The sequence below is a fragment of the Pandoraea anhela genome, assembly GCF_902459655.1.
Lineage (GTDB): Bacteria > Pseudomonadota > Gammaproteobacteria > Burkholderiales > Burkholderiaceae > Pandoraea > Pandoraea anhela.
This window is the reverse complement of record NZ_CABPSB010000015.1, coordinates 34,452-49,266: the sequence shown is the minus strand read 5'-3', so window position 1 is coordinate 49,266 and position 14,815 is coordinate 34,452. Positions and strand designations below refer to the sequence as shown.

Annotated in this window: 16 protein-coding genes and 1 riboswitch; of the genes, 12 read left to right on the top strand and 4 right to left on the bottom strand. The window is 64.5% G+C overall.

Annotation, left to right across the window (positions count from 1 at the left end; translation table 11 throughout):
- Positions 1-134: 134 nt before the first annotated feature.
- The 3 genes from PAN31108_RS18765 to PAN31108_RS18755 form a co-directional block, all read right to left on the bottom strand.
- Positions 135-1,394 carry an MFS transporter gene (locus PAN31108_RS18765; RefSeq protein WP_150670328.1) on the bottom strand — a complete coding sequence of 420 codons (1,260 nt, stop codon included), beginning with the start codon at positions 1,392-1,394 and terminating at the stop codon, positions 135-137.
- A 162-nt stretch (positions 1,395-1,556) separates the two neighbouring features.
- Positions 1,557-1,778, bottom strand: a complete 222-nt coding sequence (locus tag PAN31108_RS26445; protein WP_174995048.1) for a hypothetical protein — start codon at positions 1,776-1,778, stop codon at positions 1,557-1,559.
- Between the two features lie 143 nt (positions 1,779-1,921).
- On the bottom strand, positions 1,922-3,700 hold the full coding sequence (locus PAN31108_RS18755) for an ABC transporter ATP-binding protein/permease (RefSeq protein ID WP_150670327.1): 1,779 nt from the start codon (positions 3,698-3,700) through the stop codon (positions 1,922-1,924).
- Positions 3,701-3,976: 276 nt separating this feature from the next.
- Positions 3,977-4,128, top strand: a riboswitch (TPP riboswitch).
- Between the two features lie 151 nt (positions 4,129-4,279).
- On the opposite strand from PAN31108_RS18755, the gene PAN31108_RS18750 reads away from it, so the two are divergent.
- From PAN31108_RS18750 to PAN31108_RS18735, 4 genes are all read left to right on the top strand, one after another.
- The gene (locus tag PAN31108_RS18750; protein WP_150670326.1) at positions 4,280-5,452 is read left to right on the top strand and encodes an FAD-dependent oxidoreductase; all 1,173 of its coding nucleotides are present in this window, start codon (positions 4,280-4,282) and stop codon (positions 5,450-5,452) included.
- Positions 5,453-5,476: 24 nt separating this feature from the next.
- Positions 5,477-5,674 (top strand): sulfur carrier protein ThiS, encoded by a 198-nt coding sequence (gene thiS / locus PAN31108_RS18745; protein ID WP_150670325.1) that lies wholly within the window; start codon positions 5,477-5,479, stop codon positions 5,672-5,674.
- A gap of 1 nt (position 5,675) precedes the next feature.
- A complete protein-coding gene (locus PAN31108_RS18740; RefSeq protein ID WP_370819692.1) occupies positions 5,676-6,521 on the top strand; it encodes a thiazole synthase in 846 nt (281 codons plus the stop codon).
- 67 nt (positions 6,522-6,588) lie between these two features.
- On the top strand, positions 6,589-7,782 hold the full coding sequence (locus PAN31108_RS18735; RefSeq protein ID WP_150670324.1) for a thiamine phosphate synthase: 1,194 nt from the start codon (positions 6,589-6,591) through the stop codon (positions 7,780-7,782).
- 33 nt (positions 7,783-7,815) lie between these two features.
- On the opposite strand, the gene PAN31108_RS18730 is transcribed toward PAN31108_RS18735, so the two are convergent.
- Positions 7,816-8,328, bottom strand: a complete 513-nt coding sequence (locus PAN31108_RS18730; RefSeq protein WP_150670323.1) for a GNAT family N-acetyltransferase — start codon at positions 8,326-8,328, stop codon at positions 7,816-7,818.
- Between the two features lie 347 nt (positions 8,329-8,675).
- Here PAN31108_RS18730 and PAN31108_RS18725 point away from each other — a divergent pair, with 347 nt between their 5' ends.
- The 8 genes from PAN31108_RS18725 to PAN31108_RS18690 all read left to right on the top strand — a co-directional run bounded on the left by PAN31108_RS18725 (position 8,676) and on the right by PAN31108_RS18690 (position 14,810).
- Positions 8,676-9,488: an ABC transporter ATP-binding protein gene (locus PAN31108_RS18725; protein WP_150670388.1), complete on the top strand. Its 813-nt coding sequence runs from the start codon at positions 8,676-8,678 to the stop codon at positions 9,486-9,488.
- Complete coding sequence (mlaE, locus tag PAN31108_RS18720; RefSeq protein ID WP_150670322.1) at positions 9,485-10,252, top strand: lipid asymmetry maintenance ABC transporter permease subunit MlaE; 768 nt, start codon at positions 9,485-9,487, stop codon at positions 10,250-10,252. The genes PAN31108_RS18725 and mlaE overlap by 4 nt, the downstream gene beginning before the upstream one ends.
- Before the next feature lie 53 nt (positions 10,253-10,305).
- Positions 10,306-10,851, top strand: coding sequence for an outer membrane lipid asymmetry maintenance protein MlaD (gene mlaD / locus PAN31108_RS18715; RefSeq protein WP_150670321.1), 546 nt, complete (start codon positions 10,306-10,308; stop codon positions 10,849-10,851).
- A gap of 6 nt (positions 10,852-10,857) precedes the next feature.
- Positions 10,858-11,778, top strand: a complete 921-nt coding sequence (locus PAN31108_RS18710) for an MlaA family lipoprotein (RefSeq protein ID WP_150670320.1) — start codon at positions 10,858-10,860, stop codon at positions 11,776-11,778.
- 171 nt (positions 11,779-11,949) lie between these two features.
- Positions 11,950-12,570 (top strand): MlaC/ttg2D family ABC transporter substrate-binding protein, encoded by a 621-nt coding sequence (locus PAN31108_RS18705; RefSeq protein WP_150670319.1) that lies wholly within the window; start codon positions 11,950-11,952, stop codon positions 12,568-12,570.
- A gap of 4 nt (positions 12,571-12,574) precedes the next feature.
- Positions 12,575-12,832, top strand: coding sequence for an STAS domain-containing protein (locus PAN31108_RS18700; RefSeq protein WP_150670387.1), 258 nt, complete (start codon positions 12,575-12,577; stop codon positions 12,830-12,832).
- 299 nt (positions 12,833-13,131) lie between these two features.
- Positions 13,132-14,058 (top strand): ABC transporter ATP-binding protein, encoded by a 927-nt coding sequence (locus tag PAN31108_RS18695; RefSeq protein ID WP_150670318.1) that lies wholly within the window; start codon positions 13,132-13,134, stop codon positions 14,056-14,058.
- Positions 14,055-14,810, top strand: a complete 756-nt coding sequence (locus PAN31108_RS18690; RefSeq protein ID WP_150670317.1) for an ABC transporter permease — start codon at positions 14,055-14,057, stop codon at positions 14,808-14,810. Before PAN31108_RS18695 ends, PAN31108_RS18690 begins: the two co-directional genes overlap by 4 nt.
- Positions 14,811-14,815 lie beyond the last annotated feature (5 nt).

The window sequence follows — 14,815 nt, the reverse complement described above, 5'->3', positions numbered from 1 at the left end:
CGGTTTCACACAAGCGGCGCGCCCTGAAGCGGTTCCGGATTGGCTGGCTTACACGAATGGCCATCCGGTGAGGCGGCGGGACGCCGGTCGATCCTGGTGTTCGATCCGGTGTCCCGTTTTGCCATCTCGCCGGCTCAATGCACGAAGTCGGTCGAGACGAGCGACTTGCCGCGCGTCTCCGGCAGCAACAACGCACACACGACGACGAGCAGATAACCGCCGCCCGCCACCATGCCGATGGCCTTCACGAGCGAGCCGGTCTGCGCCAGCGTGCCCACGGCGATCGGGAAAAACGAACCGATGCCGCGCCCGAGGTTGTAGCAGAAGCCTTGTCCGGAGCCGCGAATGTGGTTCGGGTACAACTCGGTCAGATACGCACCGATACCCGCGAAAATGCCCTGTACGACGATGCCCAGCGGAAAGCCGAGCAACAGCATCGCGCTGTCGGTGATCGGCAGCATCGTGTAGACCATGCCGAGCACGAACGACGCGACGGCGAAGAAGATGAACGCACCGCGGCGGCCGAGCTTGTCGGAGAGAATCGCGCCGACGATGTAGCCCACGAACGAGCCTACGATCAGCACGATCAGGTACGCGCTCGTGTTGAACACCGACAGGCCGCGCACCGTCTTCAGATACGTCGGCAGCCACGTGGTGATCGCGTAGTAGCCGCCGAGCATGCCGGTGCACAGCAGACTGCCGAGGATCGTCGTCTTCAGATGATCGCCCGCGAAGATCTGCGTGAAGTTACCCTGCAAATGGCCTTCGGCGATCTTGCGGCGTGTCTGCGTGAAGATCTCGGGGTCCGACACGTTGCGGCGCACGTACGTGATCCACAGCGCGGGGACGATGCCGATCCAGAAGCATGCGCGCCATGCCGTGCCTTCGTCGAACACTGCGAAGAAGAACCAGTACAGCAACGCCGCCGCAGCCCAGCCCACCGACCAACTGCTCTGTACGGTGCCGACCGCCTTCGCGCGATGCTGCGGCGAGCGGATCATCTCGCCCATCATCATCGTGACGACGGTCCATTCGCCGCCGAAGCCGATGCCTTGCAGCGTGCGCGTGACGAGCAACTGCCAGAACGAGTTCGTGAAGCCGGAGAGGAAGGTGAAGAGGCAGAACGTGGCGATCGTCCATTGCAGCACGCGCACGCGGCCGTAGCGATCCGCGAGAATGCCCGCAAGCCAGCCGCCCACGGCCGACGAGATCAGCGAACTGGTCGCGATCATGCCGGCCTCGCCCTTCGTCATGCCCCACGCGGCGATGAGCGTGGGGATCAGGAACGAATAGATCATGAAGTCGAACGCGTCGACGGCGTAGCCGCCGAAGCCCGCATACAGCGCCTTGCGTTCCTTCGTGTTGAGTTCGTTGAACCAGGAAAAAAATGCCATGGAGACTCCTCGGTGGATCGTGTGCTTGTCGTTATGTGTGTGACGTGTCGTGGTTGTCATTCGATGGGTCGCATCGATGTTTGAGTCCACGTCTGACTCGGGTAATCGGGACGGCGGCCGGGGCTTGCCGGTGTCGCAGCGTGAGGCCGCCGTCGACATAAATCACCCGTCCGGTGATCGGCCGCGCGCGAGGGCCGGGCAGGAAGACGGCGAGCGTTGCAGATCGGGAAGCGTGTGACGCAGCAGCGCCGCGAACGCGCCCGGCATCACGGCGAGACCGCGGGCGATGGCCGCACCGATGCCGGAAGCGGCGCCGGTGACGACGATGGTGCGTCCGGTAGGGAGGAGCGTCGGCTGGCCGGACGAAAGAGCTGGGGTAGTCACGATAAGCCCGGGGGTGCCTGCGGCGGCGATGGGGTGCTCGTGATTATGCCAAACGGCCCGTAGGCAATACCAGACGCGTCAATATTATTGATGAAGTTAACGAATTGGGAAGCGACGGGTAGACGAGGGCGCGGCGATCCGGCTCACACCGCGCCTGTAACCGGCGACGGCTCGACGCCCCCCATGGCGGGCAACGTCATGGTGTGCTGATGGAACCGGCCGAGTGTCTCCCGATGCGCCACGCTGACGATGGTCGTGCCCGGCAGGCGCGCTTGCAGCGCTTCGTACACGGCGACTTCGGTCTCGACGTCGAGCGCGCTGGTCGCTTCGTCGAGGAACAGATAGTCCGGCTTTTGCAGCACCGCACGGGCGGCGGCGAGGCGCTGTTGCTCACCCCCCGACAGGCGTCGTGCCCAGTGGGCCGAGGTTTGCAATTCGTCGCTGTATTGCGACAGATTCACGGCATGCAATGCGTCGCGGCATTCGGCGTCCGTGAAGGCGTCGGGCGACGAAGGGAACGCCAGCGCGGCCTTGAGCGTGTCGATGGGCAGATAGCTCTGCTGCGACAGGAAGAGCACGCGGGCGTTGGCGGGAACTTCGATACGTCCGCTGCCGAACGGCCAAAGCCCCGCGAGCGCGCGCAGCATCGTGCTCTTGCCGCAGCCGGAGCGCCCGCGAACCAGCCAGCGTGACCCCGGCGCGAAGGCGAACGAGCCGGCGACCGTAAGCGGTATGCCGTTAGGTAACGACAGCTTCAGGTCGGCGGCCATGTAAGCCGGCGCATCGTTCGCGGTGACGACCGAAATGCCGCCGTCCCGCACGGTTTGCGGCGCTTCGTCGATCACGCGCGTGAATTCGCGCAGACGGTTGATCGTCGCCTTCCAGTCGGCCAGCGTCTGGAAACTGTTCACGAACCACGAGAAGCCGTCGCTCACCTGACCGAAGGCGTCGATGATCCGCATCAGCACACCCAGCGTGAAAGCGCCTGCAAAGTAACGCGGCGCGGCGGCCATGATCGGGAACACGATGGCGATCTGCGCGTAAATCGAGTTCGCGAAGATCAGGCGCTTGGTCACGACCATGATCTGCCACCAGTTGTCGCGCACCGCGCCGAACGCCGATTTCAGGCGCGACAACTCCGCGCCTTCGCCACGATAAAGCGCGACCTGCTCGGCCGATTCGCGCAGGCGCATCAGCAGGAAACGGAAGTCGGCCTCGACCTGCTGCTGACGATAGCTCAGACCGACGAGCGGGCGGCCGACCTTGAAGATGAAGAACGAACCGACCAGCGCGTACAGCGCTGCGACCCACACCATGTAGCCCGGGATCGTGATGTTCATGCCGCCGAGCGCGAACGTCAGCGCCCCGGAAATCGTCCAGAGAATGGTGATGAAGGAGAACAGCGAGACCAGCGTCGTCAGCAAATCCAGCGACAGCGCGAGCGACGAACTGACGAGCGTGCGGATGTCTTCGGAAATGCGCTGGTCGGGGTTGTCGGCGAGATGATCGCGCTCGATGCGGTAATAGGCCTGATGGGCGAACCACTTGGTGAGGTTGGCGTCCGTGACCCATTGACGCCAGCGGATCTCGAGCATCTGACGAAAGTAGGTGCGAAACGTCGCGATGACGATGAAGCTGAACGCCAGCACGGCAAACTCGGCGAGCGACGACTTGAAGACGGGCCAGTCGCGTTTGTCGAGCGCGTCGTAGAAACCGGCGTTCCATGCGTTGAGCCGCACGTTGATGAACACGACCGCGAGATTCAGCGCGATGACGAGCGCGAGCAGGCGACGCCCTTCCCAGCGCTTGTCCGACACCCAGTACGGGCGGATCAATTGCCAAGCGCTCGGCTGTCTCGGGGGTCTGGGCGCAGTTGCGGCGGTGTTGCCGGAAGAATGGACGGCGGGCGGTGTGGGAGACATCGGCGTCTGGGCCATGATCGTCGGGCGGCGTCGCCGCAATAAGGCAATGTTGTTCAGCGCCGTTGGACGCCGTCTTTTGGGCTATTTGACCGCAGTTCCCGATGGTGCGTTGCACGATTTCCGGCCTGAGACGCATGTCACGGGTATTTTCAGTTTACGTACCGTTACAAGCGCCCGGGAATTCGTCAAAAAACGAGACGCCATGTGCGCGAAATCGCGACCGAACGCCCGGGAAGCCAGCTTGCACGGGCGTTGGCATCTATGTTGTAATGGCTCCGGGCGAAACAGGGGTGCTCCGTAACTGACGTAGGCGGGACGCAGGCGATGGCTTACCATGCGTCACCATGTCAGAGATCACGCGGGGCTGAGAGAGACCCTTTGCACCCGACCCGGGTAATACCGGCGTGGGAAGTTTCCGACTCCTCCAGTGGGGTAAGGTGTCCAGCACCGTTTCGTCCTTTTGCTTTCATGAGGAAAGGGCCCCATGCGTTGCCTTCCACAACATCCTTCGAATTCCCGTGAGTGCCTGCGCGCCGTGATGGCTTGCGCGGTTTTCACGCCTGTCACGGTCGTGCGTGTATGAGCGCGAGGACTTCACTTTCGGCCTCGCGTCCCGATGTCGCCGTGCTCGGCGGCGGGCTGTCCGGTCGCCTGCTGGCGTGGCAACTGATTCGCGCCAGCGCGCGCGTGGCGCTCTACGAGCGGGGCGATGCCGACGGGTCGTCCGCCGCCGGCTGGGTGGCGGCGGCCATGCTCGCGCCGCTGGCCGAGGCGGCCGTGGCCGAGCCGAGCATCGTCGAGATGGGCGCGCTCGGTCTCGAGCGCTGGCCCGGCATCATCGACACGCTGCCCGAACACGTCTTCTTCCAACGCAACGGCACGCTGGTCGTGTGGCATCAGCCCGACCGCGCCGAAGCCGTCATGTTCGACCGGCGCATGCGCGCGAATGCGCCGCCGGAACTGCTGCGCGGCGGCGTCGAGCGCATTGCGGGGGCGCAACTAAAAGACGTCGAACCGGCGCTTGCCGGTCGGTTCCAGGAAGGCTGGCTGCTGCCGAACGAGGGGCAACTGGACAACCGTCAGTTGCTGCGCGCGCTTGCCGCCGGTCTCGAGATGGCGGGCGCCGAACTGCACTGGCATACCGAGATTGCGGAAGGGGCGTATCCCGACGCCGGTCTCGTCATTGACTGCCGTGGGCTGGGCGCGCGCGAGGCGCTGACGCAACTGCGCGGCGTGCGTGGCGAAGTGGTGCGCATTCACGCGCCGGGTATCGGGTTGCGACGGCCGGTGCGGTTGCTGCATCCGCGCTATCCGATCTACATCGCGCCCAAGGAAAACGATCTGTACGTGATCGGTGCGACCGAACTCGAATCGGAGGACATGTCGCCGATGACAGTGCGCTCGGCGCTCGAACTGCTCTCGGCAGCGCATTCGCTGAACCCGGCGTTCGGCGAGGCGCGTATCGTCGAACTGAATGTCAATTGCCGTCCGGCGCTGCCCGACCACCTGCCGCGCGTGCAGTGGGACGGGGCGCGGTTGCTGCGCGTGAACGGTCTGTACCGTCACGGGTATCTGCTCGCGCCGGCGGTCACGGCAGAGGCCTGCGCATTGGCGCAGGCGTTGATGCAAACGACGGGAGCGCCGGCGATCGGTAATTTCAGTAATAAGGCCGGCAATCCAGCCGGTAACGCGTTCGACTGGGAGGCGTGGCGAGCCGGCCGGCCGTGGCCGGACCTGTTCCGTCAGGCATGAAAGGAAGCGAGGCAGCGCTAAGCGATGGACATCCATATCAATCAACAGACACTGAGCGTGGCCGAGACGGCGACGCTGGCCGAGGCGCTCGCCGCCTACGGCGCCAAGCCGCCGTTCGCGGCGGCAATCAACGGGCAGTTCGTGCCCAAGACGCAATACGCCGCGCGCACGCTCGCGCAGGGCGACAAGATCGACGTCGTGCAACCGGTGGCCGGAGGCTGACATGAACGCATTCACGGAATCGACCAATGTGGCCGCCAGCAGCACGCGCGACGCACTCACGCTTTACGACACCCGCTTCGGCAGCCGCTTCCTGCTCGGCACGTCGCGTTATCCGTCGCTGCAAGTGCTGGGCGACGCCATCGACGCCGCTCGTCCGGGCATGGTGACGGTGGCGTTGCGCCGTCAGTTGTCGGGCACGGGGGCGCAGGCGTCGGAAGGGCATTTCTGGGAGACGCTGCGCCGCCTGGCGGTGCCGGTGCTGCCCAACACCGCCGGTTGCCACTCGGTGCAGGAAGCCGTGACGACGGCGCAAATGGCGCGCGAAGTCTTCGAGACCGACTGGATCAAGCTCGAACTCATTGGCGACGACTACACGCTTCAGCCGGATCCGTTCGGTCTGGTGACGGCGGCCGAGCAACTGATTCGCGACGGCTTCAAGGTGCTGCCCTACTGCACGGAAGATCTGGTGCTGTGCCGTCGTCTGCTCGATGTCGGTTGCCAGGCGCTGATGCCGTGGGGCGCGCCTATCGGCACCGGCAAGGGTGTGATCAATCCATACGGTCTGCGTTTGCTGCGCGACCGTCTGCCGGACACGCCGCTGATCGTCGATGCGGGGCTCGGCCTGCCGTCGCACGCCTGTCAGGTCATGGAATGGGGCTACGACGGTGTGCTGCTCAACACCGCCGTGGCGCTCGCCGCGCAGCCGGCGGAGATGGCAGGTGCGTTCGCCGGCGCGATCAAGGCGGGCCGCGCGGCGTGGCTCGCGGGCCCGATGGCCGAGCGCGAGAGCGCCGAGGCCAGCACGCCGGTCGTCGGGGTGCCGTTCTGGCATCAGACGGACGCCTGATGATCCTGATTGCCCTGATCTCGATCGCGACCGGCACGGCCGGACACCGGACCGACAAGGAATTTTCATGACGACGCACGCTGGCGCCGCGGAGCTCGCGCATGTCCAATGCCTGCCCGCCGACGAACCCCTCGCCGAGGCCTGGCGGCAGGCGGCCAACGAGATTCGCGCCCGTCTGGCGCCGTGGCCGTCGAGCGCCACGTCGCCAGCCTGGCGCCTGCACGCGAAGACACCCGACGCCGTGGCCAGCGGCGATGTCGTCTGGCTGCCGCGCGTGCCGGAGAGCGGACTCGGCACGATGGCGTCGGTGAACGTGGACGCCTGGCGTGCGAGCGGCGCTGTCGTGTTGTGCACCAGCGCGCACGCGCAAGGGCATGTGCAGGACACGTTGTACACGCCCGATGGCGTGTATCGCGTGACGGGCGTCGACGATCCCGCGTTTCTCCCGGCCTTCGCCGCATTTCTCGATTGCGGCTTCGATCCGCACGACGCGCTCGTACTCGGGCGCGCCTGGCGTACCGACGGCAGTCATGCGCGTCATGAAGACGCCGACACGCTGGGCGCCTGGCCGACCGTGCTGGAGACGTTCCCCACCGTGCTCGGGCAGACCCCCTCGCCCGGGCCGTTTCCTGCGTGCCCGGCGCGACTCGGCCTCTACCCGGTCCTGCCGAGCGCAGACTGGTGCGGGCGCATGGCCGATCTTCAGGTCGGCACGGTGCAGTTGCGAATCAAGGACCCTGCGCATCCGGCGTTGCGTTCGGAGATCGAGCGCACGGTGGCCGCAGGCCGGCGTGTGACGCACGACAGCGCGTGGTTCATCAACGATCACTGGCGCGAAGCGGCGCAGGCCGGCGCTTACGGTGTGCACCTCGGTCAGGAAGACATGGCGGCGCTTTCGGCCGAGGAGGTCGCGACCTTGCATGCGAGCGGCATGCGGCTGGGCATCAGCACACATGGCTATTACGAAATGCTGGCGGCCCATCACTTCCGGCCGAGCTACCTGGCTGTGGGCGCCGTGTTCCCGACCACGACCAAACTGATCGCCACGGCCCCGCAGGGGCTGGCGAAGCTCGCGCGATATGTGAAGCTCATCGCGCCGCATTACCCGCTCGTGGCGATCGGCGGCATCGACGCGTCGAACCTGCCCGAGGTGCTCGATACCGGGGTGGGAAGTACGGCCGTCGTGCGTGCCGTGACGGAAGCGGCCGACGTGGCGGCCGCAGTGAAGGGAATGCAGCGCGTGTTCGCGCAGCGTGGGTGACGTGCCCGGCCCCCATATTTTCCTGACGTCGGGTTACAGCTTGCGCGACATCAGTACGGCCCCGTCGCCGTATCCGGCGAGTTTGGCGGCGATCTGCGGCGAGACGTCTGTCGTCACCTGGTAACCGAACCGTGCCCAGAATCCCTGTGACTGCTGCACCGCGACCAGGGCCGACGCTCGCAAGTCGAGCGATCGCGCTGCGCTGAGGGCTGCGGCATACAGCTCGCCGGCGACCCCCGCACCCCGGGTGCGCGGCGCCAGCGCCATGTCGTGCACGTACCAGCAGTCGGGGCGTTCGGGCAGGGCGTCGAGAATGGTATCGAGCGGGGGCGGAGCGCTCAGATGCCACGGATGTGTGAACAGATAGCCGGCGATGTCGGCCTGAGCGCCGTCGGGATTCAGGCCGGTTTTCACATCCACTGCGACCCAGCAGGTCCCCGGCGACAGCGTGAGACGCGAGGCGAGCGTGGCTTCCGATTCGAGCATGCCTTCGCCGTATGCCAGCGCCTGCACGGCCAATACGTGGGGAAGGTCGTCGATTCGCATCGGACGAATCCGAAAGTCAGAAGGCGCCGCAGAATGCGATCGAAGGGGGCGGAAAGGCTTGGGCGTAGGGGAGGACATCCCGGTCAACGATTTATTGCGTGAAACGCCGTATTGTAGCAACCGCACAACACCGGTGTCGCGACGTCTGCGGATAAGTCCTTGCCGCGGTTGGCTTTTTATAACGTTGCGTTCGTTGAAACGTTCCGACGCGAACCGTCGCGGGACCTGTAAAATCCCGCCGGGCAGCGCCGTTCCTTGCTTTCACCGGTCGGACTTGAACGGCATCGATTGGCAAACCCCCCTATAATTGGCGTTTTGCGCCGCACTATAAGACCCGAAACGTGCCTATCCCGAACCCGGAAAATTTGCTCGAATTGCGCGACGTCAGCTTCGGTTATGGCGAACGTCTCGTGCTTTCCGGGTTGAATATGCGGTTTCCCCGCGGCAAGGTCATTGCCGTCATGGGAGGCTCGGGCTGCGGCAAGACGACTGTCCTGCGCCTGATCGGCGGCCTTGTGCATGCCAGTCGCGGCGAAGTCGATTTCGACGGTACCGACGTCTCGACGCTCGATCGCGATGGCTGGTATCGGTTGCGCCGCCGCATGGGCATGCTGTTTCAGTTCGGCGCGCTGTTCACCGACATGACGGTGTTCGACAACGTGGCGTTCCCGCTGCGGGAACATACGCGTCTCGACGAAGCGCTGATCCGCGATCTCGTGCTGATGAAGCTCAATGCCGTGGGCCTGCGTGGTGCGCGCGACATGAAGCCGGCGGAGATTTCCGGCGGGATGGCGCGTCGCGTGGCGCTCGCCCGCACCATTGCGCTCGACCCGGACCTCGTCATGTACGACGAGCCGTTTACCGGGCTTGACCCGATTTCGATGGGCATCACGGCGAACCTGATTCGCAAGCTCAACGACGCGCTGGGCGCCACGTCGATCATCGTCTCGCACGACGTCGCGGAGACGTTCGCGATCGCCGACTACATTTATTTCATCAGCGAAGGCCGCATCGCCGCCGAGGGGACGCCCGACGTGCTGCGTGCCTCGAACGACCCGACGGTGCGTCAGTTCATCGACGCCCAGCCCGACGGGCCCGTGAAATTCCAGTATCCCGCGCCGCCGCTGGCGGAGGATTTCGGCATCGGAGCGCGTGCATGATTACGGCTATCGGCAGTTTCGTTCGCGGTCACGTCGAGCGCTTGGGGTACGGCGCCCGCATGTTCCTGCGCATGCTCGCGTCGAGCAGCGCGTTGTTGCGCCGGCCGCGTCTGGTGACCGACCAGATCCATTTCGTCGGCAACTACTCGTTCGTGATCATTGCCGTCTCGGGGCTGTTCGTCGGCTTCGTGCTCGGTTTGCAAGGCTATTACACGCTCAACAAGTACGGCTCGGAGCAGGCGCTCGGCCTGCTCGTGGCGCTCTCGCTGGTGCGCGAACTGGGGCCGGTGGTCACGGCGCTGCTGTTCGCCGGTCGCGCGGGCACGTCGCTCACCGCCGAGATTGGCCTGATGAAGGCCGGTGAGCAACTGACGGCCATGGAAATGATGGCGATCGATCCGATCGCGCGCGTGGTCGCTCCGCGCTTCTGGGCGGGCGTGATCGCCATGCCGGTGCTCGCGGCGATCTTCTCGGCGGTCGGCATCTTCGGCGGCTACCTCGTCGGCGTGCAGTTGATCGGTGTGGATTCCGGCGCGTTCTGGTCGCAGATGCAGGGCGGCGTGGACGTGTGGTCCGACGTCGCGAACGGCGTCGTCAAGAGTATTGTGTTCGGTATCGCCGTCACATTCATCGCGCTGTATCAGGGCTTCGAAGCACAGCCGACGCCGGAAGGCGTGTCGCGTGCTACGACGCGGACGGTCGTGCAGGCGTCGCTGGCCGTTCTCGGTCTCGACTTCCTGCTCACGGCCCTCATGTTCAGCTAACGGGCCGGCTCGCCTGCCAAGACATAGACAGACAGTTTGCGCACACTGACATAATGAAAAAACACCCCCTCGACTTCTGGGTTGGCCTGTTCGTGGTTATCGGTTTCGCAGCGCTGCTGTTCCTCGCGCTCAAAGCCGGCAACATGAGTTCGCTGTCGTTCTCGAGCACGTATCCGGTCACGGTGCGCTTCGACAACATCGGCGGCCTGAAACCGCGCGCGGCGGTCAAGAGCGCGGGCGTGGTGGTGGGCCGCGTGGCGTCGATTCAGTTCGACGACAAGCGCTATCTGGCCGACGTCACGCTCAACATCGATTCGCAATATCAGTTCCCGAAGGACTCGTCGGCGAAGATTCTGACGTCGGGTCTGCTCGGGGAGCAATACATCGGGCTCGAACCCGGGGGGGACGATCAGATGCTCAAGGGCGGTGATACGATCACGCTCACGCAGTCTGCCATCGTGCTCGAAAACCTGATCGGTCAATTCCTGTACAACAAGGCAGCAGACGCCGGCGGCGCCCAGTCGGGCGGTGCACCGGCGGCACCGGCGACGGCACCCGCACCGGCGCCTGGGGCAGCAACGGCAACCCAAGGAAAATAAGAGAAAATGACCAGCTTCCGTACTTCGGCAGTGTTGGCGGTCGGCGCGTTGGCGCTGGCGGGATGCGCCACTGTCACGAATCCCAACCCCGCCGACCCCGTCGAAGGTTTCAACCGTTCGATGTACAAGTTCAACGACTCGCTCGACAAAGCGGTGCTCGTGCCGGTCGCGAAGGGCTACCGTTTCGCCGTGCCGGAACCGGCGCGCGACATGGTCACGAACTTCTTTTCCAACGTGGGCGACGTCTACAACTTCGCCAACAACCTGCTTCAGCTCGAAGTCACGGCCGCCGTTCAGGATCTGATGCGTATCACGATCAATACGGTGTTCGGCGTCGGTGGTCTGGTCGACTTCGCTACGCCGGCCGGGCTGCCCAAGCACAGCCAGGATTTCGGCGTGACGCTGGGCAAATGGGGCGTGCCTGATGGTCCGTACCTCGTGCTGCCGCTGCTCGGCCCGAGCACGGTGCGCGACACCGTCGGCATGGCCGGCAACATGTTCATCGACCCGACGTCGTACATCAAACCGGATTGGGTGAGCTACTCGCTCTACGGCGTTCGTCTCGTGAACACGCGCGCCAACCTGCTCGATGCGTCGAACCTGCTCGAAGCCGCCGCGCTCGATCCGTACTCGTTCACGCGCGACGCCTATCTGGCGCGTCGCAAGTACCTGATCAACGGCGGTGCGTCGAACGACGCCTCGCTGCCGAACTACGAAGAGGACGACGGAGCTGCCGCCGCTACAGGTGCCACGGGCGCTGCGGCCGGCGGTACGAGCGGTCAGCCGATGCCTGCCAAGCCGGCTGCGGGCGCTGGTGCTCCGGCGCCGGCCTCCGGTGCGCAGGCGGAGCCGGAAGCACCGGAAGCGCCGCAAGGCTCACCCTTGCCGGGCAAGATGGTGCCGGGCGGTCTGCCGTTCCGTCGCTGATCGGCCAAAGAACGACGGGGCGTCCCGCTCGCCGGGGCGTCGACGGCAGAAGCCCCCGCCGGATTTCGGGGCAACAGTTTGTTACACGACGCTGCCGTCATTCCGAGAACTCCCGACGCGAAGCGGGTATCCAAACCCGCAACACTCGTCACTCGAAAGAGGAAGTCCACAATGAAGAAGTTCTGGCTCATTCCCGTCATGGCTTTCATGACGTACGCCGCCGCCGGTCCCGTGCTGGCACAGGCTCAAGCCCCCGACGCGCTCGTCAAGCAGACCGTTACCGAAGTGATGGCCGCCGCCAAGAGCGATCCGAACATCCAGAAGGGCGATCTGAACAGCATCACGCGTCTGGTGGAACAAAAGATTCTGCCGCACGCGGACTTCACGCGCACCACGCAACTGGCCACCGGGCCGGCATGGCGTAGCGCGACGCCGCAACAGCGTGACCAACTGACGGCACAGTTCAAGTCGCTGCTGCTGCGCACCTACGCCGGCGCCATTGCACAGATTCGCGACCAGCAGGTCGACTACAAGCCGTTCCGCGGCCAGCCGGGCGATACCGACGCCGTGGTGTACACCAGCGTCATCAACAACGGTCAGCCGATCGAACTCGATTACCGTTTGTACAAGACGCAAACCGGCGAATGGAAGCTCTACGACCTGAACGTGCTCGGCGCCTGGCTGATCCAGACGTACAAGACTCAGTTCAGCGAAAAGATCAACCAGTCGGGTATCGACGGTCTGATCAAGTTCCTGACCGAGCGTAATCAACAACTCGCAGGTGGCAAGTAAGTCCATGCTCGCGTTGCAGACCGACCTGACTCACGACACCGCCGGCGAGGTCCTCGCGCAGGCCATCGATCGCATCGACGCGGGCGAGACCCAGGTCGACTGCGCCGGGCTGACGCACTTCGACTCGTCGGCGCTCGCAGTGCTGCTGGCGTTGCGTCGTCATGCGAGCCGGCGTGGTGCGACGTTGGCGTTCACTAACTTGCCGGCCGGGTTGGCCAGTCTCGCGCTCGTGTACGGTGTCGACCATCTGCTCTCGAGCTGATTCGTCTGGCCGCATGTCGCCCGACGAAGAAGCGCCGTCTCGCAACGGCGCTTTTTTTATGACCGAGCGCACGGCGGACTGTTTCTCGGGGGCGGCTGGTGCGTTACCCAAGTTACCGGGCCGTTCGGGCGCCGTAGGCGCGCGCGAGCACGGCCACCACCGGCTTCCTTTATAATCAGGGGTTTTCTGCCGACTTTTGGGCAGTGACCCCCTTCCGGGCTTCGACGCTGCCATCATGGCGGCTAACGCGATCCCGAAAACAATAATGGCGTACCCGGCAAGACGGGTGCGTGCAGTCCATGGCCGCCATCGAAATCCGTAACGTCAAAAAACGCTATCAGGCGTTGCAGGCGCTCAAAGGCGTCAGCTTCTCGATCGAAGAAGGTGAATTCTTCGGTCTGCTCGGGCCCAACGGGGCTGGTAAGACGACGCTGATCAGCATTCTCGCGGGCCTTGCGCGCGCAGATTCGGGCAGCATCAGCGTGCTCGGCCACGACGTGGTGCGCGACTACCGTAACGCGCGACGCAAGCTCGGTGTGGTGCCGCAGGAACTCGTCTTCGACCCTTTCTTCTCGGTGCGCGAAACGCTGCGTATTCAGTCCGGCTATTTTGGGCTAAAGCGCAACGACGACTGGATCGACGAAGTGATGGCTAACCTCGATCTGACCGACAAGGCGAATGCGAACATGCGCCAGCTCTCGGGCGGCATGAAGCGGCGCGTGCTCGTGGCGCAGGCGCTCGTGCATCGCCCGCCGGTGATCGTGCTCGACGAGCCGACCGCCGGCGTCGATGTCGAACTGCGCCAGACGCTCTGGAAGTTCATCTCGCGTTTGAATAGCGAAGGCCACACCATCGTGCTGACCACGCACTACCTCGAAGAGGCCGAAGCGCTGTGCGACCGCATCGCGATGCTCAAGCGCGGCGAAGTCGTGGCGCTCGAGCGTACGGCGTCGTTGTTGCAGCGCTTTGCGGGCACGCGACTCGTGTTGCGCTTCAAGCAAGGGACGTTGCCGGCCGAATTGCGTCCGTTGCTGGTGGACGCTCAACCAGCGAACGGACCGCAGTTCGCGCTGCGTCTGTCCGGCTGCGACGAGGTGGAATCCATTCTCGCCACCTGCCGGGCGGCAGGCGGCATCGTCGAGGATATCGACATTCAGAAGGCCGATCTCGAGGACGTATTCGTGCAGATCATGTCGGGCTCGCGTGCACAGGAGGTCACGGCATGATCGGCTTCCGCACGTTGTTCTATAAGGAAGTGCTGCGCTTCTGGAAGGTCAGTTTCCAGACCGTGGCCGCGCCGGTGCTCACCGCGCTGCTTTATCTGATGATCTTCGGCCACGTGCTCGAAGATCGCGTGAAGGTCTACGACCAGATCAGTTACACGTCCTTCCTCGTGCCCGGGCTGGTGATGATGAGCGTGTTGCAGAACGCGTTCGCCAACAGCTCGTCGTCGCTGATTCAGTCGAAGATCACGGGCAACCTGGTATTCGTGCTGCTGCCCCCGCTCTCGCATTGGGAGATGTTCGGCGCGTATGTGCTCGCGGCCGTCGTGCGTGGGCTGGCCGTGGGGCTTGGCGTGTTCGTGGTGACGGTTTCGTTCACGCATCTGACGTTCGCCGCGCCGCTGTGGATCATTGGCTTCGCCTTCCTGGGCGCCGCCATTCTCGGCACGCTCGGACTGATCGCGGGCATCTGGGCCGAGAAATTCGATCAGCTCGCGGCGTTCCAGAACTTCCTGATCATGCCGGCGACGTTCCTTGCGGGCGTGTTTTACTCGATTCAATCGCTGCCGCCGTTGTGGCAGGCTGTCTCGCATTTCAACCCGTTCTTTTACATGATCGACGGGTTTCGCTACGGCTTCTTCGGCGTGTCCGACGTGGCCCCGACGACCAGTCTCACCGTTGTCGGCGCGACCTTCCTGATACTCGCTGCCGTGGCGCTGAATCTGCTGCGCCGTGGCTACAAACTGCGTCACTGAACTTC